Raw genomic sequence first — 26,785 nt, 5'->3', positions numbered from 1 at the left:
AATGAAAAAGTTAACAACTTTAATCATCAGTAGTCTAGTTTTATTCGGTGCGGCCGGATGCGATGTCGCTCGCACCAGCGCCGACGCTCCCACTTCTATCGACGGTGAAGTACAAAATCCTCAAAACGTAGAAGAAACCAGAAAAGACGCCGATAAAAACGTTCGTCAAGCGCAATTAAATTCAGATATTCGGGCGCGAGAAGAACGAAATGATTGGATCGGAGATCAACAAGATCGAGCCGATTCGGATCTTGAAAGCGAAGTTCGTGCCAAATTAGAAGCAAATATTCAGGGAAGTAAACTCACCGTTCAAGCCGAAGATGGGGCGGTAATTATCGCCGGAACCGTACCCGATCAACGACAATATGAAAACATTGAACCGTTAGCCCAAGAAATTCTCGGGGTGGAATCGGTTGATATTACTAACGTCAGAGTTGTAGAACCAACAGAATCCTAATTAGCGGTTATCCAACTAAAACTTAAGACCATTTTTTTAAGTAGAGACGTGCGAGGGCGCGTCTCTATAAAGATGAGAAAGAACTGATCAAAGGGATTTATATCGATGTCAATGGGGCTGACTATTTTTAGTGTCTTAATTTTATTATTCGTCACGCTTGATGTTTTGATCACCACCTTAACCGTAGGTGGAGGAGGCCCACTCACCAGCCGACTTTCCGCCGGACTGTGGATGATCGTCTTGAAAGTTCACCGTCATTATCCCAATCATCGCATTTTGGGGATAATCGGCCTGTCACTGTTGGTTTTTATGACATTGCTGTGGTTTCTGTTAACCTGGATGGGGTGGACACTGCTATTTGTCTCGGATCAAGGGGCGGTGGTCAGATCTTCTAATTTAATCCCGGCGACGTTTTGGGAAAGAGTCTACTTTGTCGGTTATACCCTCTCAACCTTAGGACAGGGAAACTATCAACCCCAAGGACAACCTTGGGAAATTGCGACGGCGATCGCTTCAATTAACGGCTTTTTTCTTGTCACTCTCACCTTTGCTTATTTGGTACCGGTGGTTTCTGCGGCGAGTCAAAAACGTTCCTGTGCGACTTATATTTCTTCTTTGGGCGGTACCGCAGATGAGATCGTGATCCGGGCTTGGAATGGCAAAAATTTCGGACAACTCGATCAACACCTGATCGCTTTGAGTGCGATGCTGACGCAACTGGGCGAAAATCATTTGAATTATCCGATTCTGCACTATTTCCACAGTATTGAGCGTTATCGCGCCATGACCCTGAGTTTGGTTGCCCTCGATGATGCCCTCACTTTACTGCAATATGGCATTCCCCCCAAGCATCAACCTGATGCGGCGGCGCTGCGATCGGTTCGTCGGGCGAGCGCTGCTTTTGTTGCTACGCTAAAGTCTGCCTATCTCAACCCCACCGAAGAAACTCCCCCTTTACCCGCTTTAGAATTGCTTCGGCTGGAGGGAATTCCCACCGTCAGCGACTCCCAATTTCAACAGGCGAGTGAAAACCTCTCTCAACGCCGGCGCATTTTGTTGGAGTTAATTCGCAATGATGGCTGGACTTGGGATGCGATCGCTTCAACAAGAACCACCTCTCGGGCGAGTAATTTAGACGATCACAGTGCGCTCGATGATGTTGTTTATATGGGGATGGATCGCCTCCCCAAAACTTAGAATTTTAAATTAGGAAAATCAAGAATGAGCGAGTCATTAGAAGTTAATTTACTTCTGTTTATTTTGTCAGCGATTGTTATCGGTATTGGGGGAACTAAACTGTCTAAAGTTGCCGATCAACTCGCCGATGCAACCGGGTTGGGTGAAGCGGTTGTTGGGGCGTTGTTGTTGGGGGGAATTACTTCTTTAGCGGGAATTATTACTTCAATTACCGCAGCAGCAGACGCCCATCCTCAAATTGCGGTGAGTAATGCTTTGGGTGGAATTGCCGCTCAAACTGCTTTTTTAGCGATCGCGGATTTTTTCTATTGTCGGGCGAATTTAGAACACGCGGCCGCTTCTTTACCGACTTTGGTTCAGGGCGCTTTATTAAATGCTTTATTGGCTATTCCTTTATTGGCAGTAACGGCGCCTAATGTGGAATTTTTGGGAATTCATCCGGCGTCTATTGCGATTATTTGCGGATATTTGTTTGGCTTACGGATCGTCTCCCAAGTGCGGGATGATCCGATGTGGAAACCTCAGCTTACCACCGAAACGTTAACCGATGAAAATGAAAAGTCCGATCCGGATTCTTCGGTGAATCTTCCCCAGTTGTGGCTGATGTTGGGATGGTTGGCGATTGTGATTGCTGGAGCGGGTTATTTATTGGCAAAAACGGGGGTGAGTTTATCTGAACAAACGGCAATTTCTGAAACAGTTGTGGGCGGATTATTTATTGCGATTTCTACCGCTTTACCCGAGTTGGTGACTTCTGTTGCTGCGGTGAAACGGGGCGCCATAACACTTGCTATTAGCGCCATTATTGGCGGAAATAGTTTTGATGTTTTGTTATTGTCTTTTTCCGATTTTGCTTATCCCGAAGGTTCGATTTATAATGCAATTACTCAGTCGGAAGTGTTTGTGATTGGTTTAACGATTTTAATGACATCAATTCTGCTCTTAGGACTTCTCAAACGGGAAAAGTCCGGTATTGGTAATATTGGTTTTGAAACCTTTTCAATTCTTGTGCTTTATCTGGGCGGTTTTGTGATTTTATTAACTTGGGGTTGATTTTGATGTTCAATAGGACTCACTTGCCTGTATAATTAGAACGAACTCTGTTGAACACTAATTACTGAATTTTACTAAAATATTTCCCATGAGTCGTTCTCCAAAAACAGGTACAAAAATTGTCCTATTTACGGTCGGAATTGCCCTGATTATTATTGCCATAATTGTGATCTTGAGGGGGTTGGGAATCTTATCTGCTCTTCCCGACTTTGTGATCTGGGCGTTGGTTCTCCTGACTCTCGGAATTGGCATCATCGGAGGGCTAGTCAGTCAGGGAAACTAAAGGTTAGATGAAGGCAGAATCTCCCACTGTTAGTTTATCTGAAGGGGAATAATTAGGGACTCTACCTAAAGGAATAGTTAGAAATTCTATCGTTGAGGAGAAGCCATCATCTCCTCAAATTGTTATGCTATTGGTTCCGAGTAGCAGAGGGAAACCGGATAAACACGATGTTAGAGCAAGCAGCCCAGTTAAAGCAGGCGTTAGTGGATTTTGTCTATGATGCAGAGGGAGATTTAGCTGTCGCCTTTGAACAGTATGTCGCCACTCACGGGAGTCGAGATCGTCAAGATATTCGTCTGCAAAATTTGGTTGTAGATATGTTTTTAAATTCCGGAGAAGTTGACGATCGAACTCCGATTGATTTATTCTTGGCGAGTGAGTCGGACTTAAGTGCTGGCGATCGCGATCTGGTTAAAAATTGGCAAAATACTTTTACCGGTTTATTTGAAATTATAGAAATTCAGCCGGAACGTTTTAAGTTAATGAACTGGTTGACGGCGAAATCTTATACAGTGTTTCCGAGTCCAGAAATTTCTCGGTCAGATATGGATAAATGGAAACCGGGGGATATATTGCTGTCTCGGATCGCGCCGTTACCCGATGGAAATTGGATGTTTTCTGGCGCTTGTATTCCCAAAGGAAAACTCGGTAAACCCAAGCTGGCGGTTGTGGTTGGAGAATTTAAGAAAAATTATCCCAATCAACTCTATGGAGATGCGCCGGATTTATTAGAAAAGGCTTGGGACTCGGTGGTGAAATATCATCAAGAATTTGTCGATTATTTTGGAAGCGATCGCATTTTACTTCCCGGCTATCAGCTTAACAAAAAAATCGCCGAATTGCAAGAAAGATTGAGAAAAAAACAATTAGAAGCGGCGGGAATTGATAGTTCAAAATCGCTCAAAGAAATTATTCAAGAAGCGGGAGTCGATGAAAGCGAAGTGAAAGCTTCAGCAACCGAAGCCGGGGCGGATGAAGCATCAGTGGAAAAAGCGTTAGGAAATAATTCTTCTGGGATGTTTTCGCCGAAAGTTGAACTACCCGATGAGATCAAACGGGCAGAAGAAGTGATGGCGTTTTCCCATCCCCGTTGGGGTCAAATGTTCGTGCCGACTTATTCAAAATTTGTGAATATACTCACGTCAGAAGATCCCGTTAGCGAACCCAATGCTGATAAATTGGTACAAAAATATTTAGAGGATAAAGAAATCAATGCTTTTATTTGGCAACAACTCAAAGCCGAATATCCAACCCCACTCGAAAAACTATTACAAGCTGTGTTAGAGCGTCCGGATTTTAACATAGAAACCGATTTAGAACCGACACTCAAACAGTATAATAAATCTCTCGAACCCGAACTTCCAGAAATTGCCAGCGTTCCTCAACATTTGCATCAATTATTTGAAGAAGCTGTTACTCAAGTGCAGCAGTCCAAATCTAAAAGTAGCAAAAAGAAAAAGAAAGGAAAGGGTTTTCAAGTGTAAGATCCAGAAAATTATAGAGAACAGAATGAGAAATTAAGAGCATAAAAAACAGAGCCTTTACAAGCTCCGCTTAATTCTCGTTCTATTGTCTTACCTGTCTTTTTATGCCTGATCTCAAATGATTAGTTTATATGGTCTATTTAGTTAAACTTAGGCGTGTCTTACCACTAAACCCCAGATAAAGATCAGAAGCATCGCACCCAAGACAGCAAAGATAATACTGGGAATGCTTAATGCTCCGGCTGAGGCTCCGGCGGCCCCCGCACTGCCAAGCAATAGCTGACCTAAGAAACCCCCCACAATAGCACCTAAAATTCCTAATCCAATTGTGGCAAAAATACCGCCACCTTGATGACCGGGATAGATGAGTTTTGCAAGCGCACCTGCAATTAAACCTAAGACTAACCAAGCTAAAATACCCATAATTTTTTCCTCAATGTATTCATCTTGATATTGTCATAGTATCCTTTTAAAAAGGGGATCGTCTTCTATCAATAGGCGGAACTCATTTCTCCTCAAAATAAAGAGTAGAAGTTAATGGTTCTCTCCCCATAGAAATAGCTTTTATTTAATAAACTCATCACTTAGAGAGATGATTAAACTAAGCAATTCATCTTATATTTAAACAACTGCGTAGTTACAAACTATGAGGAATATAAAAATATGAGTTTACTTTTAGAAGTGGGTGTAGATGCCGCACCTCATTTTCCAATTTCAGTTGTAGTTGTTGGGGTGGTTGGCTTCCTTGCGGCCACGACCATCGGTTCAGTTGCTTGGTACAATTCTAAGCGTCCCCCGGGTTGGGAAGACAAGGAGCGTCCTGACATTGTTCCGAATGTGGAAAAGTCAGAAGATCCCGGTTTAGGTTAATTGAACAGTAAAATTCCTAACAGTCTGAATGTTTTAAAAAGCTAGATCATCGAATAACTGAATTTTCAAGATTTGGCTTGCACTTGTAGTTTATCTCTTTTAATTAAGGAGGATTTTATGGCTGATACTCATAAGAAAACTGGTGGCGATGAAGGTCATTACGATCGCGGAATTCAACCGGCCGAAGTTGGCGCTCGTCAGGACCGAGAGGGTGTTAATTATAAAAAGCTTGCTAAAGAACAAGAAGGACAGCCTAACACCACTAAAGGCCAGACGGTTGACCAAGAAGGGTTAGCAAATAACTACGCCATTGAACCCGAAATGTACATCAACGAACCGGGTGACTTGCGAGAAGAAGAAGAAGCTCAAAAACAAGAACGGGTCGAAGAATTAAAAGAGGTTCAAAAACACGGTAAAAAAGGTCAGGGTTTGATCTAATTTAAGTGGAGCCTCTAGCATAAAAGTCCGATCATTATCTCCCGCTACTGAAGGGTTTACTAAGCCTATTCGCCTTCAGTAGCGGGAGTTTTTTTCTGTGGAGTTTCAGCTTATATTTGCCAAGAATATAGCTAGGATTTATCGGGGATTTAGTCGGAGAAAACCGGATGTGATTAATCTATCTCTCGATAGATCCTAGCTCTAGAAAAAATTTGTTATTCTATAAACATAGAGAGCAAATAAGCTCTTGATTTTGAAAAACCATAGGAGATATTTAGTTATGTCTAACGAAGATAAAGCAAAAGCAACAGCTAAAAATATCGAAGGTAAAGCTCAAGAAGCTATGGGTAAAGTAACGGGCGATCCTGAGGATAAAGCTGAAGGTAAAATGAAGCAAGGTGAAGCTAAAGCTCGACACACTGTTGAGAATGCTAAGGATAAAGCCAAGCAAGCTATTGACTAATAAATTTACATCAGTTGAGGTTTAGGTGTTTAATCTGAGGTTCGCCTGAACCTCATTTTTTTTGAGAATATAAAAACCCGACTTCTCAAAGAAATCGGGTTTTTTAAACCGATTTTATCGAATAAAATTAGGAAAAATCAGCATCAACCGCTCCGCTTTGTTCGTGAGCGATGATAATTTGACGGTTTGCAAAGTCAGTTGTTCGATCTTCTGACTTGGGTTGTGACTCCGGTTTAGGATTTTTTGATTTAAACTTTTGTTCGAGTTCAACCGCAGGGTCAGCACCCGGATCGACATCAGAATTAATTGCTCGATCGCGATCGGATGGTTTTTGATTATTCATAATCATGTTTAAGTTCTCCTTTTTTGTTCTAAATATAATCGGATTTATAGCAGTGTGCGTTCCTCGGAGGTACAAGCCAAAAACCCGGTTTCTTTAACAATACACATTACCTATTGGAGGAAGCGGTACAAGAAACCGGGTTTTTTTAATCTCTACTGTACTTCGTTCAACTGAAAACCGCTATATCTCTACATTAACGACAATTTTAAAAAATCGACCTCTTGCTAATGAAATAAATCATATTACGCGATTAAATATAAATTTAAGGACGCAAGCCTTGCGTCCCTACAAAATAGGTATTTTACGCCCCCACAACCCCAAAGTTTTACGACAATAAAAGGGATTTATCCAAAGCGACCACTTACATATTCTTGGGTGGCTTGTTCTTGGGGATCTTGAAAGATTTTTTCGGTGTTATCATACTCAACGAGATAGCCAAATCGATTTCCTGATTCTCCTTCTTCTGCGTTAAAGAAAGCCGTAAAATCAGCTACCCGGGTCGCCTGCTGCATATTGTGAGTGACGATAATTACGGTATAACTCTCTTTGAGATCGTGAATTAATTCTTCAACCTTTTGAGTCGAAACGGGGTCAAGAGAAGAACAGGGTTCATCCATGAGAATCACTTCCGGTTTCAACGCCACAGCACGAGCAATACAGAGGCGTTGTTTTTGACCTCCAGAGAGGGATAAACCATTTTCTTTGAGTTTATCTTTGACTTCGCTCCATAAAGCCGCTTTTTTCAGAGAATTTTCGACTAATTCATCCAGATCTCCCGAATAGTTATTAATCCTTGCTCCATAGGCGATATTCTCATAAATTGACTTGGGAAAAGGATTGGGTTTTTGAAAAACCATGCCAATTTTTCGCCGAACTTTTACCGCATCAACTTTGCGACCATAAAGATTTTTATCATGGAAAAATACTTTCCCCTCACTATGAAAACTCTCAATCAGATCGTTGAGACGGTTAAAACAGCGAATTAATGTACTTTTTCCGCAACCCGACGGGCCAATTAAAGCGGTGACTTGTTTGGGGGGAATTTCCATGTTAACGTTACTTAAGGCTAAGGTATCGCCGTAATAAACGCTTAACTGTTCGGTTCTAAAAACGCTATTGTTGAAGGATTTTATGCTTTGATTAGATTGATCGTTTTTCTCTCGATTCGGATGAGAGTTGCGATTTTTTGAAGATTTATTTTCTTCCAAATTACCGGGATTCCTCTTTTGTTGGGTTGGCGAATTCTCTCGAACTTCAACAGAAGGTTTGGGCTGAGTTTCTCTTTTTTTTCCGGTGTTATTTTTTATTTCGATATGGCGATTGTCCATAATTAACCTCTGAGTATAAAGTGAAAATGAGTTGATAACTTAATAGGTTGCTTTTTGACCAAACCAGCGAGCAAGGGCGCTAGCAAGCAGAACTAACAAAACCAAAATAAATGCAGCAGCCCAAGCTAGTTCTTGTTGATTTTGATAGGGAGCGGTTGCAAAGTTGTAGATCAAAACGGACATCGAAGGAACGGTTTCATCGATAATTCCATCCGGCCAACTTTGAGCAAAAATTACCGTAAATAATAGGGGTGCTGTTTCTCCTGCTGCCCGAGCCAAACTGAGCGTAATTCCGGTTAAAATAGCGGGTATCGCCGCCGGAATAACTATCTGTAAAACAGTATGAAAACTCGATGCTCCCACGCCAACAGAAGCCCAACGAACATCTTTGGGTACGAGTTGTAATGCTTCATCTGTGGTGCGAACAATAATCGGAAGCATGAGAATCGCCAGGGCAAATCCTCCGGCTAAAGTGGAGAATTTATCCATCGTTAAGACCACTACACTATAAGCAAAAATTCCGACAATAATTGAGGGAACACCGCTCAGAACGTTGGTGGCAAAACGAATCCATTTGGCAATTTTTTTTGAGCTAAATTCAGACAGATAAATTCCGGCTCCAATCCCGATAGGAATGCTAATGACTGCGGCAATACCAACCATTAGTAATGTTCCGGCGATCGCGGACGCAACACCCCCTCCTTCTGCCATTGCAGTGGGAGGAATTTCGGTAAACAGAGCCAGGTTAAACCGACCCAATCCTTTAACAATCACATAAGAAATGACCAAGCCTAAAGGCAATATTGCCAAACCTAAGAGGAAAAAAGCCAATCCGGTTAAGAGTTTTTCAATCAGATTACTTGAATCAAAACCCGAACTTTCGATACTTTCATTCGGAAAACCATCTTGTTGTGTTGTTGCTCCTGAACTCATTGATCAATTCCCTAATATTTCTTGACCTGACGAACAATCCATTCCGCCAAAATGTTAACGATTAGCGTAATCAAAAATAAAATGGCTCCGGCATACATTAAAGAAGATTCTTGCAAGCCGCTGGCTTCGGGAAACTGACTGGCAATTAGAGAGGCAATTGTATTCCCCGGTGCAAATAGAGAAACATTCAAATCATTACTATTTCCAATCACCATCGTGACGGCCATTGTTTCTCCCAAAGCCCGACCCAATCCCAACATAATCCCGCCCACAATTCCCGAGAATGCAGCCGGAATTAAAACGCTAAAAATCGTTTGCCATCGAGTTGAACCGACCCCATAGGATGCACTTCTTAACTCGGGGGGTAAAGAGGCGAGAGAATCGCGAGAAATAGCCGTAATAATGGGTAAAATCATTATGGCTAAAATCACTCCTGCGGGTAACATTCCGGGGCCGATGGGTTGGGTAGAAAAAATAGGAATCCAGCCCAAATATTTGTGTATCCATCCGCCGACAATCAGCAAAAAAGGAATCAGAACATAAATTCCCCACAGTCCATACACTACGCTGGGAATTGCGGCTAATAATTCCACCAGAAAAGTGAGTACAGTCCGAACAGAAACGGGCAAAAAGTTTTCGCTCAAAACCACAGCAGTACCAATCGCAATGGGAACCGCAATTAACAAACCAATTAAGGAACTAACAATTGTTCCATAAATCATCGGAAGTACCCCAAAATTACTCTCGGGAGGGTTCCAAGCGCTGGTGGTTAAAAAGCTGGCTCCAAATTCTTTAATGGCAGGAATACCCGCGAGTGTAACTTGTATTGCTAACCAAATTAAAACGGCAGCGACACTAAATGCTAGAATCCGATTCAACCAAAAAAAGGTTTGATCTGTTATCTGTTCACGGGATGAACGATGATCGCCATCTGCTTGTGAACTCTGAGCATTAGAAGTCATACTCAAAAAATAATTTAACTTGAACAATTCCACCCAGAAAAATCAATCGAAATTGCTCGAAATCTTGATTACAAGTTCCGAAAAATAGGGATTGATTCTGTTTTAAATCTGTGTGAATGCCTTAAAGTTAAATCAGACTCACCTGATTCTCTGTCCCTCACGGGATAGATTTCTAAGAAAAAACTTATTTTCTATTTATAACTGAAGACTGAATTTTATAAAAATAGCTCTGTTTTTTAAAAGTTTAAATTTTAAATAACCTTTATTTAACTTTAATTTAACCTGAGTTGTATACAATAAAAGATTAATTTTAATTTCTACATTCCAAACTTGAGAAGAATCTGAATTCGGGGACTAGCCCCGGACTCAGTTTTTAGACTCGATATTTCAACCAGATCGAGGTTACAGTCCCAACAAAATGAGCCGCAACACCGTTCAAATTGGCAACCATAATGAACACATCGAGCGCTCGCACCGCTTCGCTGGCATCGGTTAGGGTTGTTCCCGGAGGTTGAGAAATGGTTTTAGCCACCAACACGGCCGTTGTTAAACCCGAACCAATTAAAGTTAGTAACATTCCCCCTAAACCAACCATTAATCCGAAATTAACCAGTCGAATTAAATTAGATTTGGGAGGGGGTTGGACGACATCCGATTTTCGCAAGCGTTGACCGACTCGGGCATACATAAACGCCAAAATAATACTCACTGCGGCTGCTAAAATTCCACTGACTGCAAAAAATATACCCCATCCCATAGCGGGATTCGTTTGGGCCGAAAGCTGACGACCGGTGACGACAAATAACAAGGAAATTCCCGAAGCTAAAACTCCGACGATTTGCAGCCAAAAGCAACTCCATCCCGTCAAACGCAGGTTAAATGCTTTCTTTTTTAAAGTTGTAGGAACGGATGAACTGTTCATTTTTTAAAATTTAATTTTTCTAGGGTTTGGGTAAAAACTGATAGTAAACAGCCCGCATTTAGAAAAGGTTTTCAAAAGGATTTCGCTCTCAAGTTCGTCAAAAATTTTGCTCAACTTTAATCTAAATTCAGCAACACTTGAGACTGTTGACTTTAAACCGATTTGAACTTCTATGTGTTTAACGAGGGTTGAGATTTTCGGCGATAAACAGAACTGAGCAGCACATCTAATACACCAGCCTGTCTCGCTCTGAGGACGGCTTTATGAGTGATTAAATCTCCCACCTCGAGAATAATTTCGCCCCATTCATCTCGAATAATTCGCTTGACTGGACGACCCAGAGCAGCCCGAATTTCTTTTTCCTTGAGGACTTGAGCGATTTGTTCTTCGGAGAGTTTAACCGCAATTGGTTCTTCTCTGGTTCTTCCTCCTCCGGGCGATCCCATCTGAACTTGTTTTAGATAACTGGGTACTCTCACTTGTTATAACCTCCTATGTTGTTTTTGAGTTGGACGCAGTTTTAGTTTAAAATATTGGTTTTAAAAATCAAGTAATTTTAAATTAGCCCCTCTTATAATATAGTTTGAATGCCGCGTAACTTTTATCTCCCATAGGTCATAAGTTTGGGCTTCAAGGGCGTTGCAATCAAAAATAGAGTCACTCAACTGGAGTGATAACTGTCGCCAAAAATGCCCACAGTCTCAAAGTTTGCTATTTTAGCAAAGGAAAATAGCAGACTGATAAAGAGAATATTAAAAATTTATAAAAATCGAGTAAATAAAAACCATTATTCATGGGGATGAAAACAACTGATTAGATTTTACAATCTCCTGCTAAAGTTTGCGATCGCAGTCTACCTTACTGAGGATAATACCGTACAAGTATAAAATTTATTGGCGCAGGGTACGAGTTATCGCAGGCTTCGGCTTTTCAAACCGGAGTACCGATGAAATTTTTGCCAAATTAATGGCTGACGGGCGACTGACAGCCCCTCCCCGCCCTAATTTCTGTGCGATCGCAGTGATTAATCCGTCTTAGGTTAGAGGAAATTTTATCTATATTTATATACCTTCGAGATATTGCTGTAAAATTGGAAACTTTAACCGTAAAGTAGAGGCACGGCGAGCATTGCCTTAGTTAACTCCTCTGAAATTAGAAGCCTTAATCGTACAATAGAGGGAACGATAATTATGGATATTACCACCGTTTGGGAAGAACTCGCCTGGGAACGAGGCGGCAAAATTATATATATTATTCTCGATGGTGTTGGAGGGCTTCCTCATCCCGAAAAAGGCGGCACTGAACTACAAATTGCTCGCACTCCCAACCTCGATCAAATTGCTCAACAGTCGAGTTGTGGATTGTTAGAAATTGTCGGCCCGGGAATTACCCCCGGAAGCGGCCCGGGTCATTTAAGTTTGTTTGGTTACGACCCCCTCACCTACGACGTAGGTCGGGGTATTTTATCGGCTTTGGGGATTGAATTTGACCTACAACCGGGTGATGTTGCCGCACGGGTTAACTTCGCCACTGTTGATGAAGGGGGGAATGTTTCTGACCGTCGTGCAGGTCGGATTGACACTGATTTAAACCGGCGTTTGTGTGAAAAAATTAACGAAAAAGTTACCCTAGATTTTGAGGGTGAATATTTTTTTGAAACGGTTAGTGAACATCGAGCGGTGTTTGTATTGCGAGGGAAAGAATTAGATGGTCAGCTAGAAGATACCGACCCCCAAGCGACGGGAATTCCGCCAAAAGATCCCAAGCCTTCTTCTGAAGAATCGGAACAAACCGCCGAGTTAGTTAAGTCTTTTATCGCCCAAGTTAATCAAGTTTTGGCAGATGAAAAACCTGCTAATAGCATTTTAATGCGAGGATTTGATCGCTATGTTCCTTTTCTATCTTTGCAGGATCGCTTTGGGTTAAAGGGGGTTTGTATTGCCGATTATCCCATGTATCGAGGGGTGAGTCGTTTGCTGGGAATGGACGTTTTACCCCGTCCGGGTGGTATGAAACAACGCTTTCAAGCTTTAGAATCTTGCTACGGCAATGATTATAATTTCTATTTTCTTCATGTTAAACATTCTGATAGTCGCGGCGAAGATGAAGACTTTGATGCTAAAGTTCAGGTGATTGAAGAAGTCGATAAATTGATGCCGGTTGTTACTCAATTAAATCCCGATGTATTAGTCGTCAGTGCCGATCATTCTACACCTGCAATTCTCGGCCGTCATAGCTGGCATCCGGTGCCGGTAATGATGCAAGCAAAAACAGCACGAATTGATGAGGTGGCGACGTTTGATGAATATGCTTGTTTGCACGGTGCGTTGGGAACAAGACCGGGCGTTCATCTGATCGGATTGGCATTGGCTCACGCTCAACGATTGCGAAAATTTGGGGCTTAATTTTTTTCAATTTAATCTTAATAATTTGGAGTAATTTTATGGGATTAAAAAAAATTTTTCGACTGTTGAAAGAAACGTTTAAAGAATGGCAAGAGGATAAGTCTTCTCGTCTGGCTGCATCTCTGGCTTATTACACTATTTTTTCGTTGGCGCCGTTGTTAATTATTGTGATTGCGATCGCCGGGGCTATTTTTGGAGAAGAAGCGGCTCGGGGTGAAATTGTCGGTCAAATTCAAGGGTTAGTGGGAAAACAGGGTGCAACGGTTATAGAAGAAGCAATTCAAAATGCAGATCGACCTCAAATTAGTAGTATTGCTTCAATTTTTAGCATTATTTTTCTGTTGATTGGTGCCTCTGGAGTCTTTCTTCATTTGCAAGAATCTCTCAATGCCATTTGGAATGTGAAAGCCCAACCCAAAAACGGTATTGCTGGATTGATTAGAAAACGGATTTTATCCTTTTCTGCCGTTCTTGGCATCGGATTTTTGCTGTTAGTTTCTCTGATTTTGAGCGCGGCAATTTCGGGATTGAGCAATTATTTAAGCGGTTTAATTCCGGGGGCAGATTTCCTCTGGCAAATTGTCAACTTTGTGGTATCTTTTGGCGTAATTACTTTGTTGTTTGCGCTGATGTTTAAGTTCTTACCCGATGCTAAAATTCAGTGGAGCGATGTTTGGATTGGTTCGCTAATTACGGCGTTGTTATTTACGATTGGTAAATTTGCTCTCGGACTTTATTTAGGACGGGGTAGTTTTGGTTCAACCTATGGCGCTGCCGGTTCTCTGGTGATTATTTTGGCTTGGGTTTACTATTCGGCTCAAATTCTATTTTTTGGGGCAGAATTTACACAAGTTTATGCGCGAAGATATGGTTCTCGAATTGTTCCCGACGAACACGCGATCCGAGTTTAACAATAGTAGAATATTAAAAGCTTGGCTCTAACGTTCACTAAAATTTGTCTCCTTATGCAAAATCTAGGCTATTTATCCGAGAGCGGAATTCTCGATTGGGTCGTCGTGTTTGGATATCTAGGGATTACCGTTTTTATCATGTGGCAAGTGTTTAATACAAAACCCCGATAAATTCAACAAAAAAGCACCCCAACTCCAGGGTGCTTCTCCTATAACTCTAGCTCATCCTGATTCAATGACGTTTCATTCAATTCAACTTAAGGAGTTGGGTTGATGATTTAATTAAAAATCTTCCTTATACAGAAGCAATCACCTGTATAAGTATTGTTCTTTCCTAGACTTAAAAAACTAAATTCTTAAGTCAGTTATCTTTTTGAATGAAACTTTGACTAGCTCAAATTAGTTTCAGCCCGTTCATTGATATCGTTATTAACTAATATAATTCAGTTTTTCGTGAATGTCGAGAAAAAAATGTTTGAAAATGTATGGACATCCAATTTATTGAAGTGATTTATTAATAGACATAATTAATTATTTTTATCTAAAAATACACTAAAAATTTAATCCGATCAATCTCAGAAGTCACGCTGCTGTGGTGATTGAAATAACAATACAGTTGTGATCTGATTTTAATTCCTCAGTAGAAAATTAAATCTTTTTAGTCCTGGGTTGTTGAAATTACTATCAACTTTTTTAACATTATATTAATTTGTTTGATTTTGTTTTAAAAAGTATAATGGCGAAAACATCAAGTTAAATCCCATAGACCCAAACCCCTTCACTATGAGGGTTTTAAAGAGATTATCTTTGATCCAAAAATCGGACGAAGTGGCTAGTAGAATGGATCAAATTCTAATAAAACTTCCCTAAGACAGAACTTTCCCGAGATAGAAAACGATAGAGTAAGTTTAGCTTCATACGCATAGTTCCAGGGGATCAGGTAGCCTGCGTTTCTGATCCCCATTTTTAAGCGATGCTGTTTTCTATCTGGAATTTAACTGATTGTAAGTTCAACCCGGAAACTATACCCTTAGCGACTCTCCGACTAACAGTTAACTCCATTGATTTGATAAATCTAATCAGAAATCAAGTTGGCGGGTAAAGTTTAGATTGCTATCGCTATTTTTAGGCTTTGAAGTTGTTAATTTGATTCAAGCTGCTATGATTAACGAGGTCTAAAATTCACAAAGTACAATTACCATGATTCAATCTCTATTCTATTTTCTTCTAGCAGGATTGTGTGAAATTGGAGGAGGTTATTTAGTTTGGTTGTGGTTGCGGGAAGGAAAAAGTATTAAACTCGCCCTTTTAGGCTGGTTAATTTTAATGATTTATGGAATGGTTCCAACGCTACAACCTGCTAATTTTGGTCGGGTTTATGCTGCATACAGTGGTGTTTTTGTAATATTATCTTTACTTTGGGGTTGGAAAATAGATCGGGTTGTTCCTGACCGTTTTGATTTAGTTGGTGGCTTAATTATCTTAGTTGGGGTGGGAGTAATGATGTATTTTCCTCGAAGTTAAATGAATTGAAGACTTAAATAAGTTGGGTTTTGCAACCCAACCTACACTGTTACTTGATTAATAATTCTGTGATGGTGTGGGGCGGGTTTACCTGAATCTCTCAGTAGTAGTAAAAATCTTGACTGAACCCGCCCCTACGAAGCGGATTATTGATTAGTCGGAAATTAACTCAATTTTTCGATCAACTTTTCAACTCGTTCTTTGACTTCTTCTCGCACACGGGGAAAGATTTCCGGTTGTTCTGCGGGGTCATCGAGTTGCCAATCTTCAAACACTTCTCTTGTTACCCATTCTGGGGGTAAATTCACCCCACAACCACATAAAGAAATCACCGCATCATAATCTTCTGGGTTAAATTCATTTAAGGCGTTAGACGTTTGATTGCTAATATCAATTCCCACATCTGACATCGCTTTAATCGCGTGGGGATTCACTTCACTGGCTTCTAATCCTGAACTGGTAACGGTAATTTTTCCCTCACCCAATTTCTTAGCAAATCCTTCCGCCATTTGAGAACGAGAAGAATTTTTTTTACAGACAAACATGACTTTTTTCATGCTAAAAACTCCCGGCTTTAACCCGAATTGATTAAATGAATAAGTAGATTATTTACAGCAAGAATACTTGACCGAATTAGATGCTGTAATCTTTGAGTTTTTCGCGAATAAATTCTCCTCTGGGGTTGTATCAGCCAGTTTAACAACAAACACTTCCCAACGATTTCCATCCGGGTCTGTTACCCAAACTTTATCTTGAATGGCATAACAACAGTCGGTATTGTGTTCTTCAAACGTTGTGAGTTTTGCCTGTTTAAATCGTTCAATTGCCGCTTGTACGGTTTCCGAACTTTCGACTTGAATTCCTAAGTGAGATAAAGTGCCGCCCGGTTGAATTTCTTCGGCTAAATTCAGGGTTAAATTTAGCGGGGGATTGTTCACGTCAAATTTAGCATAATCAGCCTTATATTTGACAGGTTCAACACCAAATAGAGTCTGATAAAAGGTAACAGACTGTTCTAAGTTTCGGACAACTAAAGCGACATGAGTTTTAAATACTGACATAATTCACCTTTAATTTAACAGTTCAAACAACGGGGATCAAGTAATGTTGCTTTTTCGGGTTCGCGGGGAAACCAAGAAGCGGTTCGTTTGCAAACTTCCACCAACATTAACATCACCGGAACTTCAATTAAAACCCCGACAACGGTTGCTAACGCGGCGCCGGAATTTAAACCAAATAAAGTGACTGCTGTTGCAATGGCGACTTCAAAATGATTGCTGGCGCCAATTAACGCTGCGGGTGCGGCATCTTCATAGTACAAATTCATCTTTAATCCGGCTACATAAGTGATTAAAAAGATGAAGTTAGTTTGAATAAACAGGGGAACGGCAATTAACAAAATATGCAGGGGATTTTCAACAATTAATTCTCCTTTGAAGGCAAACAACAATACTAATGTAATCAATAAAGCGGAAGTGGCAACGGGGCTTAAATACTTCAGAAACTTCCGTTCAAACCAGGCTTTTCCTTTATGTTTAAAAATCCAATAGCGACTGTACATTCCAGCAGCCAAAGGCAATCCGACATAAATTAACACCGATAAAACAATCGTTTCCCAAGGCACGGTTAAATCATTTGCTGATAGCAACCAACGTCCCAAAGGCGCATACAAAAACAGCATCGCTAGGGAATTAATCGCCACCATAACCAAAGTATGTCCTTGGTTGCTATAAGAAAGATATCCCCACATCAAAACCATCGCCGTACAGGGGGCAATTCCGAGTAAAATTGTACCCGCAATATAAGAGTCAGCCAGGGTCACTTCTGTTCCTCTTAAAACCTCGGTCGAACTCAGTAACGGCCGAAATAAGTACCCCAGAAAAAACTGAGCAAAGATCACCATTGTAAAGGGTTTAATCAGCCAGTTGACCACCAACGTTAAGATTACAGGTTTGGGTGCTTGTACCGCTTTCCGAGCCTGGGTAAAGTCAATCTTTACCATGATGGGATACATCATAAAAAACAGGCAAATGGCAATCGGAATCGACACCTGATAAACACTCATCGAATCAAGGGCAACCGCCACACCGGGAAACAATCTTCCGAGTACAATTCCGGCAATAATACACAAAAAAACCCAAACAGTGAGATATTTTTCAAAAACGCTCAGTTGACCGCCTGCTTGTACGGCAGATTGATTAACTTGAGGTGAATTAACACTCATATAAATTCCTCAAACTTACAGCAAAATAAACTACCATTCTGTGAATTTTGTTAGCACTTCATCAATGGTCATTGTGAATTCAGATTCACCCCCAAAGGCAGTTCCGACTTTGGTTTTATGGAAGTTGCGGAACAGCAAAGAATAGTCATCTTCTTCAAAGGGAATATAACCAACCGAACTCACAGCGCCCTCTGCATTTCGCAAATAATAATCGATGAAATCTGTCATCAAAGGGTTGTCTCTGGCGGCAGCAGCATTAACATAAATAAACAGGGGTCGTGCCAAAGGTCTGTATTGATTTTGGCGGAGATTTTCTTCCGAAGGCATCACCGCACCGCTACCATTATCAACGGCTAAGGGTTTTAATTTGTCTTGGTTTTTGTCGTAATAAGCATAACCAAAATAACCCAAAGTGTTGGGATTTCCACTCACTCCCTGCGCTAAAATCTCATCATCTTCACTGGCTGTATAATCACTACGAGATGCCCCAGCTTTACCGACAATTGCTTCTGTAAAATAGTCGTAAGTTCCCGAGTCTGTTCCCGGACCAAATAAAACTAAAGGTCTATCCGGCCAAGACGAACGAACTTGATTCCATTTTGTAATTTTCTGTTGCGCCCCAGGTTCCCAAATTTTTTTTAACTCCTCAACCGTTATCTCAGAGGCCCAAGTATTTTGGGGGTTAACGACAACGGTTAGCCCATCAAAAGCCACCGGGAGTTCGATATAAGCAATATTGTTTTGTTTGCAGGTTTCCATCTCGCTGCGGGAAATGGGGCGAGAAGCGTTGTTGATGTCGGTTTCCCCCGCACAGAATTTTTGAAAACCGCCTCCGGTTCCGGAAAAGTTTGCGGTTACATCAACATTTTTTGTGTTCTCGGCGTTGAACTGTTCAACAATTTTCTCGGTAATCGGATAAACGGTACTGGAACCATCAATTTTTATGGGTTGGTTTTGTTGCGACTGACTGGAACCACAAGCGGACAACAGGACAGTTGAACAAATGCCGAAACTGGCGACCTTAAAGGTTTTTAGCCAGTTTATCGGAGTTGGACTCATGGGTTTCTCCTCCTTTGCGGAGTTGAAGATATACTTGTACTTTATCAAAAAAGTTTGATTAGTCAAGTAAACTTCCGTGAAGATTTTCCGCAAAGGCGTTACTCCCAGATAGAAAAATTTTGATGGGTTAGGAGATTACTCGCATTTGCGAGCGGGCCAAATGGGGCTGAAACGGCGAAATTCCGCCAGGTACTCCTCTAGGGCGATGAACTGGGCGAGGTTGAGGCGATAGTATATCCACCGCCCTTCGGCGCGAGATTGAACCAAACCTGCATTTTTGAGGATTTTTAGGTGAAATGAGAGTTTCGACTGGGCCAAATCAAGCTGTTCGCAGAGTTCGCAGACGCACAACTCCGCCTCTCGCAACTGAGCGATAATTTCCATCCGCAGGGGGTCAGACAGGGCGTGGAATCCCGCAGCAAGTAAAGTTGATGATTCGTTAGAAATTGTTTTCATCAAAATTTTTTGATACTATCTCCTATATTCTATTTTATATATAAAATCCCCCATTAAGTGACCCATGTTGTGGGGGCGGGTTCTCCCTAAATGTATGTTTTCCCTGCAAATCAGTTAGATAAATCCGCCCCGGAGGTCGGGAGAATTTCTATAAGCCTGCGGTACGCTCGGCGAACAGAATCGCACGACCCCCGCAGGCTTTCACCCCATCAACAAAAGGCGACGAGGAAGATTATTGAAACGCTTTCCAAAAGATGTAAATCGAGAGGATAAAAAGTAAACTTCTAAAAGCAATACTGACCGTTTTTTCTGATAACTTGGGTAAAAATCGAGTGCTAAGTTGAGCGCCGAGTAAGCCACCCAATCCCAATATTATACCCGAAATCCAGATAACATTGCCTTGAAAAGCGTGGCCCAAACAAGCGGAAAAAGCGGTAATTACAATTACGCCTAAACTGGTTTGAATCGCGGTTTTAATGGTTTCATTTAAAAGGATAATTTGTAGAGGAACCATGATCACTCCGCCACCAATTCCAAACAGTCCCGCAAGTAATCCGGCCAAACTTCCGGTAATAATACGGGCGATTTGTTGGGATTGAATTTGTTTATAATTTTGCCGATATTCAAACACCAAAGAAAAGGGATGAGCCGTAATCGGAAAGGTAATCTCAGGAATCAAATTCGAGACAGTTGAGTTGTTCGGGGTGGCTTGTTCTTCTGGCGAGTTTTGTTGTTCTTCCTGCTGTTTTTTCCGGCGAGTGACTTGTTTGCGAACTTCAACTAAATAAATATTCAGCAACAGTAACAGTCCAAACAAAATCAGTAACAGCTTTGAGGGGAAAAGTTCGGCCAGATAAGCCCCGATTTGAGCGGTAACTAAAGCGGGAAATCCAATGCCAATCACACGATTAAAACTTAGATAACCCATGCGCCAATTTTGAAAGCTACCCGAAATGGAAGTAATCATAATTGATAGGGTACTGGTGGCGACTGCATTAACCGGTTCGTATCCTAATGCTAGCATCATCGGCACCAGAACAGTACCGCCACCAATGCCTAAAAATCCCGCTAAAATTCCGGCAAAAATTCCGCTTCCGGCTAAAGTGAGTAATTCAGAAATGGTCATCCCTGATAAATTTAAAGGTTTGAGGTAAGATAGACTTCGAGATCATACCATGAACCCCTTTTTTTGGAGAATTAACCACCTGGGTGATCCGAAAGTTAGCGGCTAGAGAACATAAAACGTAAGCATCTTCTGCATCCAATCCGATAAAGTTTTCGAGAAACTGAATCATCTGTTTGAGGGCAAATTCAAAGGCTTCATCTAAAGTCGAACCCCAACCCATTGTAATGATATCGGTTGGGGTTTCTGCTATCGGTGCAGTTAGAGATAAATTTTGATGTAACTTTAATAAAATTGTGCCATTCATCGAAGTTTCAATGGCGGTAACATTCACTTCTCCTTCGCCTTGTGCCGAGTGTCCATCGCCGATTGAAAATAACGCACCGGGAACAAAAATCGGTAAAAATAAACGCGAACCCGCTTGTAATTCCGGGTTGTCAATATTACCCCCATAAATTCCAGGGGGAATCGATGAACGGTTGCTTTCAGTTGTCGCAACCCCTAAAATTCCAAAGAAAGGACGCAGGGGAATATAGATTCCACTTTTGGGCGGAAATTCCGCACAATTTTGTTCTAAATTAAGGGGAATAAACCGCAGTCGGGGTTCAGAAAATTCTTGGGGTAAAGCACCCCAACCGCCACGAATGGCGTTAAACCCCATCGCCAAACGGGGAGAAATGGCTTCTAAGCGCACTTCTAAAACGTCTCCGGGTTGAGCATCGTTAACATAAATTGGCCCGGTGAGCAGGTGAGGGCCATCCCCCACGATCCGTTCTGGGGGTAAATTGTGGTAAATTTCGATTAATTCGGCGGTGAGAAAGGCGTCGGGTGCGCGATCGCAAATTTTGAATCCGGTGTAGGTTTCAACGGAGATGCGATCGCCGGAGTTCACGGTTAAAGCGGGCGAAAGTTTGTGGGAAAATCCCCCTAAATGAACGGTTTGACAATTTGCTTTTAAAAGATGATCAATCATGTTAATTCTGTTATCCTAAAATTTGATGTCTGTGTAGCAGTTCATCACGGTCTGACCCAAGACGAATGTTCTGAACTTAATCCCTTTTACCACTCCTCGATTTTAAATGAAAATCCTTGAGAATATTGTACAGTTTTTGTATCAAGTTTTTACTCAGCCGATTTCTATGGGCGGAATTTCGGTTTCTATTAGCTTAATTCTTACGATCCTGGTTGGTTTTTTTGCGGTGGTTGTGGCTTCTCGCTATGTGAGTAACTGGCTGAGAGATCATCTGTTAACTCGGTTGGGTTTTCAGGAAGGAACCCGAGAAGCGATCGCCACAATTTTTCGTTATTTTACGATAACTTTGGCGTTTATTATTGTTCCCCAAGCTGCGGGTTTGGATTTGAGTTCTTTAGCGTTTTTAGCCGGAGGTTTGGGGATTGGGATCGGGTTTGGATTTCAAGGTTTAGCGCAAAATTTTGTTAGCGGTTTGATTTTGGTTTTTGAACAACCGATCCGAGTCGGTGATTATATTGAATTGGGAGATTTGGAAGGAACCATTCGCAAAATTTCCATCCGTTCTACTATTGTTGTGACCAATGATGGAATTTCGATTATTGTTCCGAATTCGGATTTGGTGAATCATCGGATTATTAATTGGAGTTATGAAAACATGAATAGCCGGATTCATATTCCGGTGCGAGTTGCTTATGGAAGCGATCCGGTGTTAGTTACAGAGGCTCTTTTAGCCGCTACACAGAGAGAATCTCGGATTTTATCTTATCCGCCTCCCCAGGTTTGGTTAAGCGGTTTTGGTGAAGATTCGATGAATTTTGAATTGCTCGTTTGGATTGATAAACCTCGGTTTAGATTGCCGATTCAAAGTTCTTTGAATTTTATTATTCACAATGAGTTGTATTTGAAAAATATCCGGATTCCGGTTTCTCAACGGGATTTGTGGCTGAGAAATCCCGAAGATTTAAAAGCGGTTTTTGCTTCTATTCATTCCCAAGATGCCCAAAAACCCAACGAAAAGCTATCCAGAATTAACCTGAAAAAAGACGCGGATTATACACCGGAGAATCTATCTTTACGAGATTTATTAAAAAAGGTTATTTATTTTGAAAATTTCACTGATTTAGAGATTTTGAGTTTGATTGAAAAAGGATATCGCCAAACCTTTATGAAGGGCGAGTTTATTTTCCATGAGGGCGATCCGGGAGATGCTTTTCATATTATTTTATCGGGTTCTGTGGAAATTATCGCCGAGAAAAAAGCACACAAGCATATTCGGGATCTGTATGCGGGTGATTTTTTTGGTGAGTTGTCTTTATTAATGGGAATTCGTCGTTCTGCGGGGGTACGAACCAAAGAAAAAACGATAGTATTTGTGGTGAATCGTAATATTTTTCAGAACTTTTTATCCAGTTATCCGCAATTGGCGAATCAAATTGCTGAAAAGTTAGCCGAACGAAAACAGGAGTTTCTTGAACGAAAAAAAGAGTTGGGTTTGTCCGACGATGATGATTTAGAAAATAATCCGTTGATTTGGATTCGCAAACGGATGCGAACTTTATTTAATATTTAAGTTAAAATCGATAAGTTTAGCGAATGGATTTTTCAATTTTTGGGATTTTTAAGGACAATAATAAGCCGACAAAAATGAGTAAAATAAACCAAGGGGTAAAGCTTAAAGCCAGTAGTAAACTGACTAAGGCGATCGCTGTTGTAAATACCCGAACAATTTCTTCACGGCTATCGCAACCGATCCAAATTGCAGCACTCGCAACGGTTAGCGATAAAAATAGCGGAGAGACGGATAAATTTAGAGGTTCCATAACAAGGGGTTTTGAGCGACTATTTCATTTAGCTTAAACCCAGTTACAAACGCTTGACGAAAAGGGTTATGCTGCTGTTTCAATTGTCCTCATTTTGAGTCGGGATGTTTGTTGGCTAGAGTTGCAATTGATGTCGTCTGAGGGGGGTTTGATGCGATCGCCCTGATTAACTTTGACTCGGCGATCGCGGACAGTTTCTCAACTGTCTACCGGATGAGTTTTTTCTGGAGTTTTTGAGGTTAATTCAAACCTTTAATTCCCTACTTTTTCTCTGAATTGATAACAGTATTCAGGGATTTTGGAAAAATTACAGGTTGATTTTTAATCCAAGGGTTAAACCTGCTTAAATCACCGAGTTACCCGCAGCTTTTCTGGACGAAATCAGAAAATCTTAAATTTAACCTAAATTTAAACCAAACTTAAATTTAAAATAGTATTTCTATCTTAACCTAAGAACTGTTAATCGCCGTTTCCTAATATTTCGGTTACTAAGGATTAGGAATTAACTAGACAGACCCTTTTTCTAAATTTAGCTTCATCCTAAACAGAGTTATGCAACTAAAAACAATGCAGTTTAAACAAAATCGTTGGACATTGGCAGGTGCTTTCACGGCGATCGCAGCGACGGTTGCTTTCGCGATCCCTGCGGTTCATTCCCAAGGGACTCCAACCGTTAGAATCGATGGTTCAAGTACCGTTTATCCGATCACCGAAGCCGTCGCCGAAGAATTCCAAAAAGCCAAACAGGGGGCGATGCGAGTTACTGTTGGTATTTCGGGAACCGGTGGCGGTTTTAAGAAATTTTGTGCCGGACAAACGGACATTTCAAATGCTTCCCGTCCGATCAAAGATTCTGAAGCACAAGCTTGTAAAAGTGCAGGAATTAACTATATTGAACTTCCGGTTGCTTATGATGCGATAACGGTTGTTGTTCACCCCAGTAATCCACTCACAAGTATTACTCCTGCGGAACTGAAAAAAATGTGGGAACCTGCCGCCCAAGGTAAAGTAATGAAGTGGAATCAGGTCAATTCAAGCTGGCCGGATAAGCCCTTAAAATTATACGGGCCGGGTGCAGATTCAGGAACTTTTGATTACTTTACTGAAGAAATTAACGGTAAATCTCAAGCGAGTCGCACCGATTATACTCCCAGCGAAGATGATAACGTTTTAGTACAGGGTGTTTCTCGCGATCCGGGTGCATTGGGATACTTTGGTTATGCCTATTACGAAAACAATAAAGGCAAGTTAAAATCCTTAGCAATTAACGGCGTAAAGCCTTCTTTAGAAACGGTCAATAACGGTTCCTACAAACCCCTTTCGCGGCCAATTTTTATCTACGTTAGCACTAACGCACTGAAGCGCCCCGAGGTGAAAGCGTTTGTAGAATATTACTTACAAAATAGTGCTAAACTCTCGAAAGAAGTTGGTTACGTTCCTCTACCGAGCAATATGCAGCAACAGGCAATGAGCCGTTTAAGAGGGCAAAATTAACCGTTATAGCTCAATATAATTGACAGCCAATCTGAGAACCATTAATAAGAGTTTGATTGGTGTTCTTTTCTCAGACAACAATTGAAATTGAGAGGGAAGGGGTTGGAGAATGCTGTTAAAGAACTCTCTAATCCCTGTCTTGGTCACTTCAGGTTTAGGATAAACAAACCCATGAGTCAAAAGCAACTGCAACTTAGAAAAGTCAAACAATTATCGCCGAAGGAAATTCGGAGTTTACGGGAACAAGTAATCGAATTCATTTTGTTTCTAGCTGCTTTTTCTTCCGTCGCGACAACAATAGCAATTTTATTCATTCTCATCGACGAATCCGTTTTATTTTTTCGGGAAGTTTCCATTGTAGAATTCCTCACAGATACCCAATGGACTCCTTTATTTGCAGACGCTCATTATGGGATTTTACCCCTACTCTCTGGAACAATTGTCACTTCTACTGTGGCGATGTTTGTTGCCATTCCTTTAGGAACCATTGCGGCTATTTATTTAAGTGAATTTGCCCATCCGAAAATTCGCGAATTTGTCAAACCGGGCTTAGAAATTTTAGCCGCAATTCCTACTGTTGTTTACGGTTATTTTGCCCTATTAGCCGTCACGCCGCTTCTGCAAAGAATCTTTCCCATGCTTCCCGGTTTTAATATGTTAAGTGCGGGTTTAGTGATGGGATTAATGATTGTTCCATTTGTTAGTTCAATTAGTGAAGATGCGATGCGTTCGGTTCCCGTCGGACTGCGAGAAGGTTCCTATGCGATGGGTGCAACTCGCCTACAAACGGCGTTAAAAGTGGTGTTTCCGGCTGCCTTTTCCGGCATCAGCGCCGCTTATATTCTGGCAATTTCTCGCGCAGTTGGTGAAACAATGATTGTGGCAGTTGCAGCCGGTTTACAACCGCAACTCACCTGGAATCCTTTCGATCAAGCCGCTACAATTAGCGCCTATATTGTGCAGGTTAGTTTGGGAGATATTCCGCACGGTACGCTAGAATATCATACCATTTTTGCAGCCGGACTAACGCTGGTTTTAATGACCCTGGTGTTAAACATTATCGGTCATTTACTCGCCAAACGCTATCGCGAAATCTACTAAATTTAAACACACTAAATTAAAACAAAATGCCAGACTCACAACTTCAAGAAATTCGAGCCGAATTAAGCCGTCGAAAACAGATCGATCAAATCTTTGCAATCCTTGGTTTTTTAGTAATTTTTGTTTCCATTTTGATTTTGTTGGGGTTAACCCTGCAAATGGCAATCACGGGTATTTCCCGAATTTCACCCCAATTCTTTTTCAGTTTTCCCAGTCGCAAACCCGAAGAAGCGGGGATTCTTTCCGCTTGGGTGGGAACAACTTTGGTAATGCTTGTAACGACAATTATTGCCGTACCCTTGGGGGTTGCTTCGGGAATTTATCTAGAAGAATATAGCCGCAAAAACTGGATTGCAGATTTAATTGAAATTAACATTACCAATTTGGCGGGCGTTCCTTCGATTGTATACGGATTATTAGCGCTAGGTTTGTTTGTTTATATCCTCAATTTCGGAGAAAGTGTTCTCGCCGCAGGTTTAACATTAGCCTTATTAATTTTACCTGTTGTTATCGTGACCACTCGCGAAGCATTGCGAGCAATTCCAAATAGTTTGAGAGAAGCGGCTTATGCCTTGGGTGCGAGTAAATGGCAAATGATTTGGGATCATATTCTGCCCTATTCTGCCGGGAGTATTTTAACAGGTGTAATCATCGGTTTATCCCGAGCAATTGGCCAAACTGCTCCCGTAATTACTATCGGTGCATTAACATTTATTGCCTTTTTACCCGATGCTCCTTTTAAGGGTGAATTTCCCTTTATTTCTTTTGCTTGGTTAAAGGCACCTTTTACCGTTATGCCCATTCAAATGTTTAACTGGGTATCTCGCCCGGAAGCAGAATTTACTGTGAATGCGGCAGCAGCAGGTACGGTATTAATTATGATGACGCTAACCATGAACGCCCTAGCCGTTTATTTGCGTTATCGGTTCCGTCGGGGCATCAAATGGTAAAGTTTAAATTAC

30 protein-coding genes are annotated in these 26,785 nt (G+C 41.3%); 15 read left to right on the top strand and 15 right to left on the bottom strand.

What is annotated here, in order from left to right; translation table 11 throughout:
* Position 1 precedes the first annotated feature (1 nt).
* The 5 genes from ACL6C3_RS07135 to ACL6C3_RS07115 all read left to right on the top strand — a co-directional run bounded on the left by ACL6C3_RS07135 (position 2) and on the right by ACL6C3_RS07115 (position 4,474).
* On the top strand, positions 2-457 hold the full coding sequence (locus tag ACL6C3_RS07135) for a BON domain-containing protein (protein WP_413166474.1): 456 nt from the start codon (positions 2-4) through the stop codon (positions 455-457).
* 105 nt (positions 458-562) lie between these two features.
* Positions 563-1,654: an ion channel gene (locus ACL6C3_RS07130; protein WP_413166472.1), complete on the top strand. Its 1,092-nt coding sequence runs from the start codon at positions 563-565 to the stop codon at positions 1,652-1,654.
* A 24-nt stretch (positions 1,655-1,678) separates the two neighbouring features.
* The gene (locus ACL6C3_RS07125) at positions 1,679-2,707 is read left to right on the top strand and encodes a sodium:calcium antiporter (RefSeq protein ID WP_413166471.1); all 1,029 of its coding nucleotides are present in this window, start codon (positions 1,679-1,681) and stop codon (positions 2,705-2,707) included.
* Positions 2,708-2,795: 88 nt separating this feature from the next.
* Positions 2,796-2,990 (top strand): hypothetical protein, encoded by a 195-nt coding sequence (locus ACL6C3_RS07120; protein ID WP_413166470.1) that lies wholly within the window; start codon positions 2,796-2,798, stop codon positions 2,988-2,990.
* A 167-nt stretch (positions 2,991-3,157) separates the two neighbouring features.
* Complete coding sequence (locus tag ACL6C3_RS07115; RefSeq protein ID WP_413166469.1) at positions 3,158-4,474, top strand: hypothetical protein; 1,317 nt, start codon at positions 3,158-3,160, stop codon at positions 4,472-4,474.
* A gap of 150 nt (positions 4,475-4,624) precedes the next feature.
* Here ACL6C3_RS07115 and ACL6C3_RS07110 read toward each other — a convergent pair whose 3' ends face one another.
* Positions 4,625-4,897 (bottom strand): GlsB/YeaQ/YmgE family stress response membrane protein, encoded by a 273-nt coding sequence (locus ACL6C3_RS07110; protein ID WP_413166468.1) that lies wholly within the window; start codon positions 4,895-4,897, stop codon positions 4,625-4,627.
* 240 nt (positions 4,898-5,137) lie between these two features.
* Between ACL6C3_RS07110 and psb35 the strand changes: the two genes are divergently transcribed.
* The 3 genes from psb35 to ACL6C3_RS07095 all read left to right on the top strand — a co-directional run bounded on the left by psb35 (position 5,138) and on the right by ACL6C3_RS07095 (position 6,245).
* On the top strand, positions 5,138-5,344 hold the full coding sequence (psb35, locus tag ACL6C3_RS07105) for a photosystem II assembly protein Psb35 (RefSeq protein ID WP_413166467.1): 207 nt from the start codon (positions 5,138-5,140) through the stop codon (positions 5,342-5,344).
* A 117-nt stretch (positions 5,345-5,461) separates the two neighbouring features.
* Positions 5,462-5,782, top strand: a complete 321-nt coding sequence (locus ACL6C3_RS07100) for a hypothetical protein (RefSeq protein ID WP_413166466.1) — start codon at positions 5,462-5,464, stop codon at positions 5,780-5,782.
* Between the two features lie 280 nt (positions 5,783-6,062).
* Positions 6,063-6,245: a CsbD family protein gene (locus tag ACL6C3_RS07095; protein WP_413166465.1), complete on the top strand. Its 183-nt coding sequence runs from the start codon at positions 6,063-6,065 to the stop codon at positions 6,243-6,245.
* Positions 6,246-6,372: 127 nt separating this feature from the next.
* On the opposite strand, the gene ACL6C3_RS07090 is transcribed toward ACL6C3_RS07095, so the two are convergent.
* The 6 genes from ACL6C3_RS07090 to ACL6C3_RS07065 form a co-directional block, all read right to left on the bottom strand.
* The gene (locus tag ACL6C3_RS07090; RefSeq protein ID WP_413166464.1) at positions 6,373-6,594 is read right to left on the bottom strand and encodes a hypothetical protein; all 222 of its coding nucleotides are present in this window, start codon (positions 6,592-6,594) and stop codon (positions 6,373-6,375) included.
* A gap of 338 nt (positions 6,595-6,932) precedes the next feature.
* A complete protein-coding gene (gene pstB, locus ACL6C3_RS07085; protein ID WP_413166463.1) occupies positions 6,933-7,916 on the bottom strand; it encodes a phosphate ABC transporter ATP-binding protein PstB in 984 nt (327 codons plus the stop codon).
* Positions 7,917-7,955: 39 nt separating this feature from the next.
* Positions 7,956-8,849 (bottom strand): phosphate ABC transporter permease PstA, encoded by an 894-nt coding sequence (gene pstA / locus ACL6C3_RS07080; RefSeq protein WP_413166462.1) that lies wholly within the window; start codon positions 8,847-8,849, stop codon positions 7,956-7,958.
* An 11-nt stretch (positions 8,850-8,860) separates the two neighbouring features.
* Positions 8,861-9,811, bottom strand: a complete 951-nt coding sequence (gene pstC, locus ACL6C3_RS07075; protein ID WP_413166461.1) for a phosphate ABC transporter permease subunit PstC — start codon at positions 9,809-9,811, stop codon at positions 8,861-8,863.
* Positions 9,812-10,184: 373 nt separating this feature from the next.
* Positions 10,185-10,733, bottom strand: coding sequence for a DUF3611 family protein (locus ACL6C3_RS07070; protein WP_413166460.1), 549 nt, complete (start codon positions 10,731-10,733; stop codon positions 10,185-10,187).
* A 170-nt stretch (positions 10,734-10,903) separates the two neighbouring features.
* Positions 10,904-11,212: a hypothetical protein gene (locus ACL6C3_RS07065; RefSeq protein WP_413166459.1), complete on the bottom strand. Its 309-nt coding sequence runs from the start codon at positions 11,210-11,212 to the stop codon at positions 10,904-10,906.
* Positions 11,213-11,923: 711 nt separating this feature from the next.
* On the opposite strand from ACL6C3_RS07065, the gene ACL6C3_RS07060 reads away from it, so the two are divergent.
* The 3 genes from ACL6C3_RS07060 to ACL6C3_RS07050 all read left to right on the top strand — a co-directional run bounded on the left by ACL6C3_RS07060 (position 11,924) and on the right by ACL6C3_RS07050 (position 15,573).
* A complete protein-coding gene (locus ACL6C3_RS07060) occupies positions 11,924-13,138 on the top strand; it encodes a 2,3-bisphosphoglycerate-independent phosphoglycerate mutase (protein ID WP_413166458.1) in 1,215 nt (404 codons plus the stop codon).
* 38 nt (positions 13,139-13,176) lie between these two features.
* On the top strand, positions 13,177-14,049 hold the full coding sequence (locus tag ACL6C3_RS07055) for a YihY/virulence factor BrkB family protein (protein ID WP_413166457.1): 873 nt from the start codon (positions 13,177-13,179) through the stop codon (positions 14,047-14,049).
* Positions 14,050-15,249: 1,200 nt separating this feature from the next.
* Positions 15,250-15,573 carry a YnfA family protein gene (locus tag ACL6C3_RS07050; protein ID WP_413166456.1) on the top strand — a complete coding sequence of 108 codons (324 nt, stop codon included), beginning with the start codon at positions 15,250-15,252 and terminating at the stop codon, positions 15,571-15,573.
* Between the two features lie 164 nt (positions 15,574-15,737).
* On the opposite strand, the gene arsC is transcribed toward ACL6C3_RS07050, so the two are convergent.
* The 7 genes from arsC to ACL6C3_RS07015 all read right to left on the bottom strand — a co-directional run bounded on the left by arsC (position 15,738) and on the right by ACL6C3_RS07015 (position 21,408).
* A complete protein-coding gene (gene arsC, locus ACL6C3_RS07045; protein WP_413166455.1) occupies positions 15,738-16,130 on the bottom strand; it encodes an arsenate reductase, glutathione/glutaredoxin type in 393 nt (130 codons plus the stop codon).
* A 48-nt stretch (positions 16,131-16,178) separates the two neighbouring features.
* The gene (locus tag ACL6C3_RS07040; RefSeq protein WP_413166454.1) at positions 16,179-16,634 is read right to left on the bottom strand and encodes an ArsI/CadI family heavy metal resistance metalloenzyme; all 456 of its coding nucleotides are present in this window, start codon (positions 16,632-16,634) and stop codon (positions 16,179-16,181) included.
* 14 nt (positions 16,635-16,648) lie between these two features.
* The gene (gene arsB, locus ACL6C3_RS07035; RefSeq protein ID WP_413166453.1) at positions 16,649-17,797 is read right to left on the bottom strand and encodes an ACR3 family arsenite efflux transporter; all 1,149 of its coding nucleotides are present in this window, start codon (positions 17,795-17,797) and stop codon (positions 16,649-16,651) included.
* 30 nt (positions 17,798-17,827) lie between these two features.
* Positions 17,828-18,856, bottom strand: coding sequence for a PstS family phosphate ABC transporter substrate-binding protein (locus ACL6C3_RS07030; protein ID WP_413166452.1), 1,029 nt, complete (start codon positions 18,854-18,856; stop codon positions 17,828-17,830).
* Positions 18,857-18,991: 135 nt separating this feature from the next.
* Complete coding sequence (locus tag ACL6C3_RS07025) at positions 18,992-19,312, bottom strand: ArsR/SmtB family transcription factor (RefSeq protein WP_413166451.1); 321 nt, start codon at positions 19,310-19,312, stop codon at positions 18,992-18,994.
* 232 nt (positions 19,313-19,544) lie between these two features.
* On the bottom strand, positions 19,545-20,438 hold the full coding sequence (locus tag ACL6C3_RS07020) for a sulfite exporter TauE/SafE family protein (RefSeq protein WP_413166450.1): 894 nt from the start codon (positions 20,436-20,438) through the stop codon (positions 19,545-19,547).
* Positions 20,425-21,408: an acetamidase/formamidase family protein gene (locus ACL6C3_RS07015; protein WP_413166449.1), complete on the bottom strand. Its 984-nt coding sequence runs from the start codon at positions 21,406-21,408 to the stop codon at positions 20,425-20,427. The genes ACL6C3_RS07020 and ACL6C3_RS07015 overlap by 14 nt, the downstream gene beginning before the upstream one ends.
* A gap of 106 nt (positions 21,409-21,514) precedes the next feature.
* Here ACL6C3_RS07015 and ACL6C3_RS07010 point away from each other — a divergent pair, with 106 nt between their 5' ends.
* A complete protein-coding gene (locus ACL6C3_RS07010) occupies positions 21,515-22,978 on the top strand; it encodes a mechanosensitive ion channel domain-containing protein (RefSeq protein WP_413166448.1) in 1,464 nt (487 codons plus the stop codon).
* A gap of 16 nt (positions 22,979-22,994) precedes the next feature.
* On the opposite strand, the gene ACL6C3_RS07005 is transcribed toward ACL6C3_RS07010, so the two are convergent.
* Positions 22,995-23,228 carry a hypothetical protein gene (locus tag ACL6C3_RS07005; protein ID WP_413166447.1) on the bottom strand — a complete coding sequence of 78 codons (234 nt, stop codon included), beginning with the start codon at positions 23,226-23,228 and terminating at the stop codon, positions 22,995-22,997.
* 552 nt (positions 23,229-23,780) lie between these two features.
* Here ACL6C3_RS07005 and ACL6C3_RS07000 point away from each other — a divergent pair.
* The 3 genes from ACL6C3_RS07000 (at position 23,781) to pstA (ACL6C3_RS06990) (ending at position 26,773) form a co-directional block, all read left to right on the top strand.
* On the top strand, positions 23,781-24,722 hold the full coding sequence (locus tag ACL6C3_RS07000; RefSeq protein WP_413166446.1) for a PstS family phosphate ABC transporter substrate-binding protein: 942 nt from the start codon (positions 23,781-23,783) through the stop codon (positions 24,720-24,722).
* Positions 24,723-24,893: 171 nt separating this feature from the next.
* Positions 24,894-25,823: a phosphate ABC transporter permease subunit PstC gene (gene pstC / locus ACL6C3_RS06995; RefSeq protein ID WP_413166445.1), complete on the top strand. Its 930-nt coding sequence runs from the start codon at positions 24,894-24,896 to the stop codon at positions 25,821-25,823.
* Positions 25,824-25,849: 26 nt separating this feature from the next.
* Positions 25,850-26,773 (top strand): phosphate ABC transporter permease PstA, encoded by a 924-nt coding sequence (pstA, locus tag ACL6C3_RS06990; protein ID WP_413166444.1) that lies wholly within the window; start codon positions 25,850-25,852, stop codon positions 26,771-26,773.
* The last annotated feature ends 12 nt before the right edge of the window (positions 26,774-26,785 follow it).

The organism is Capilliphycus salinus ALCB114379 (assembly GCF_047276495.1).
GTDB lineage: Bacteria > Cyanobacteriota > Cyanobacteriia > Cyanobacteriales > Microcoleaceae > Capilliphycus > Capilliphycus salinus.
The sequence above is the reverse complement of the archived record's forward strand: the minus strand, read 5'-3'. Positions and strand labels throughout refer to the sequence as shown.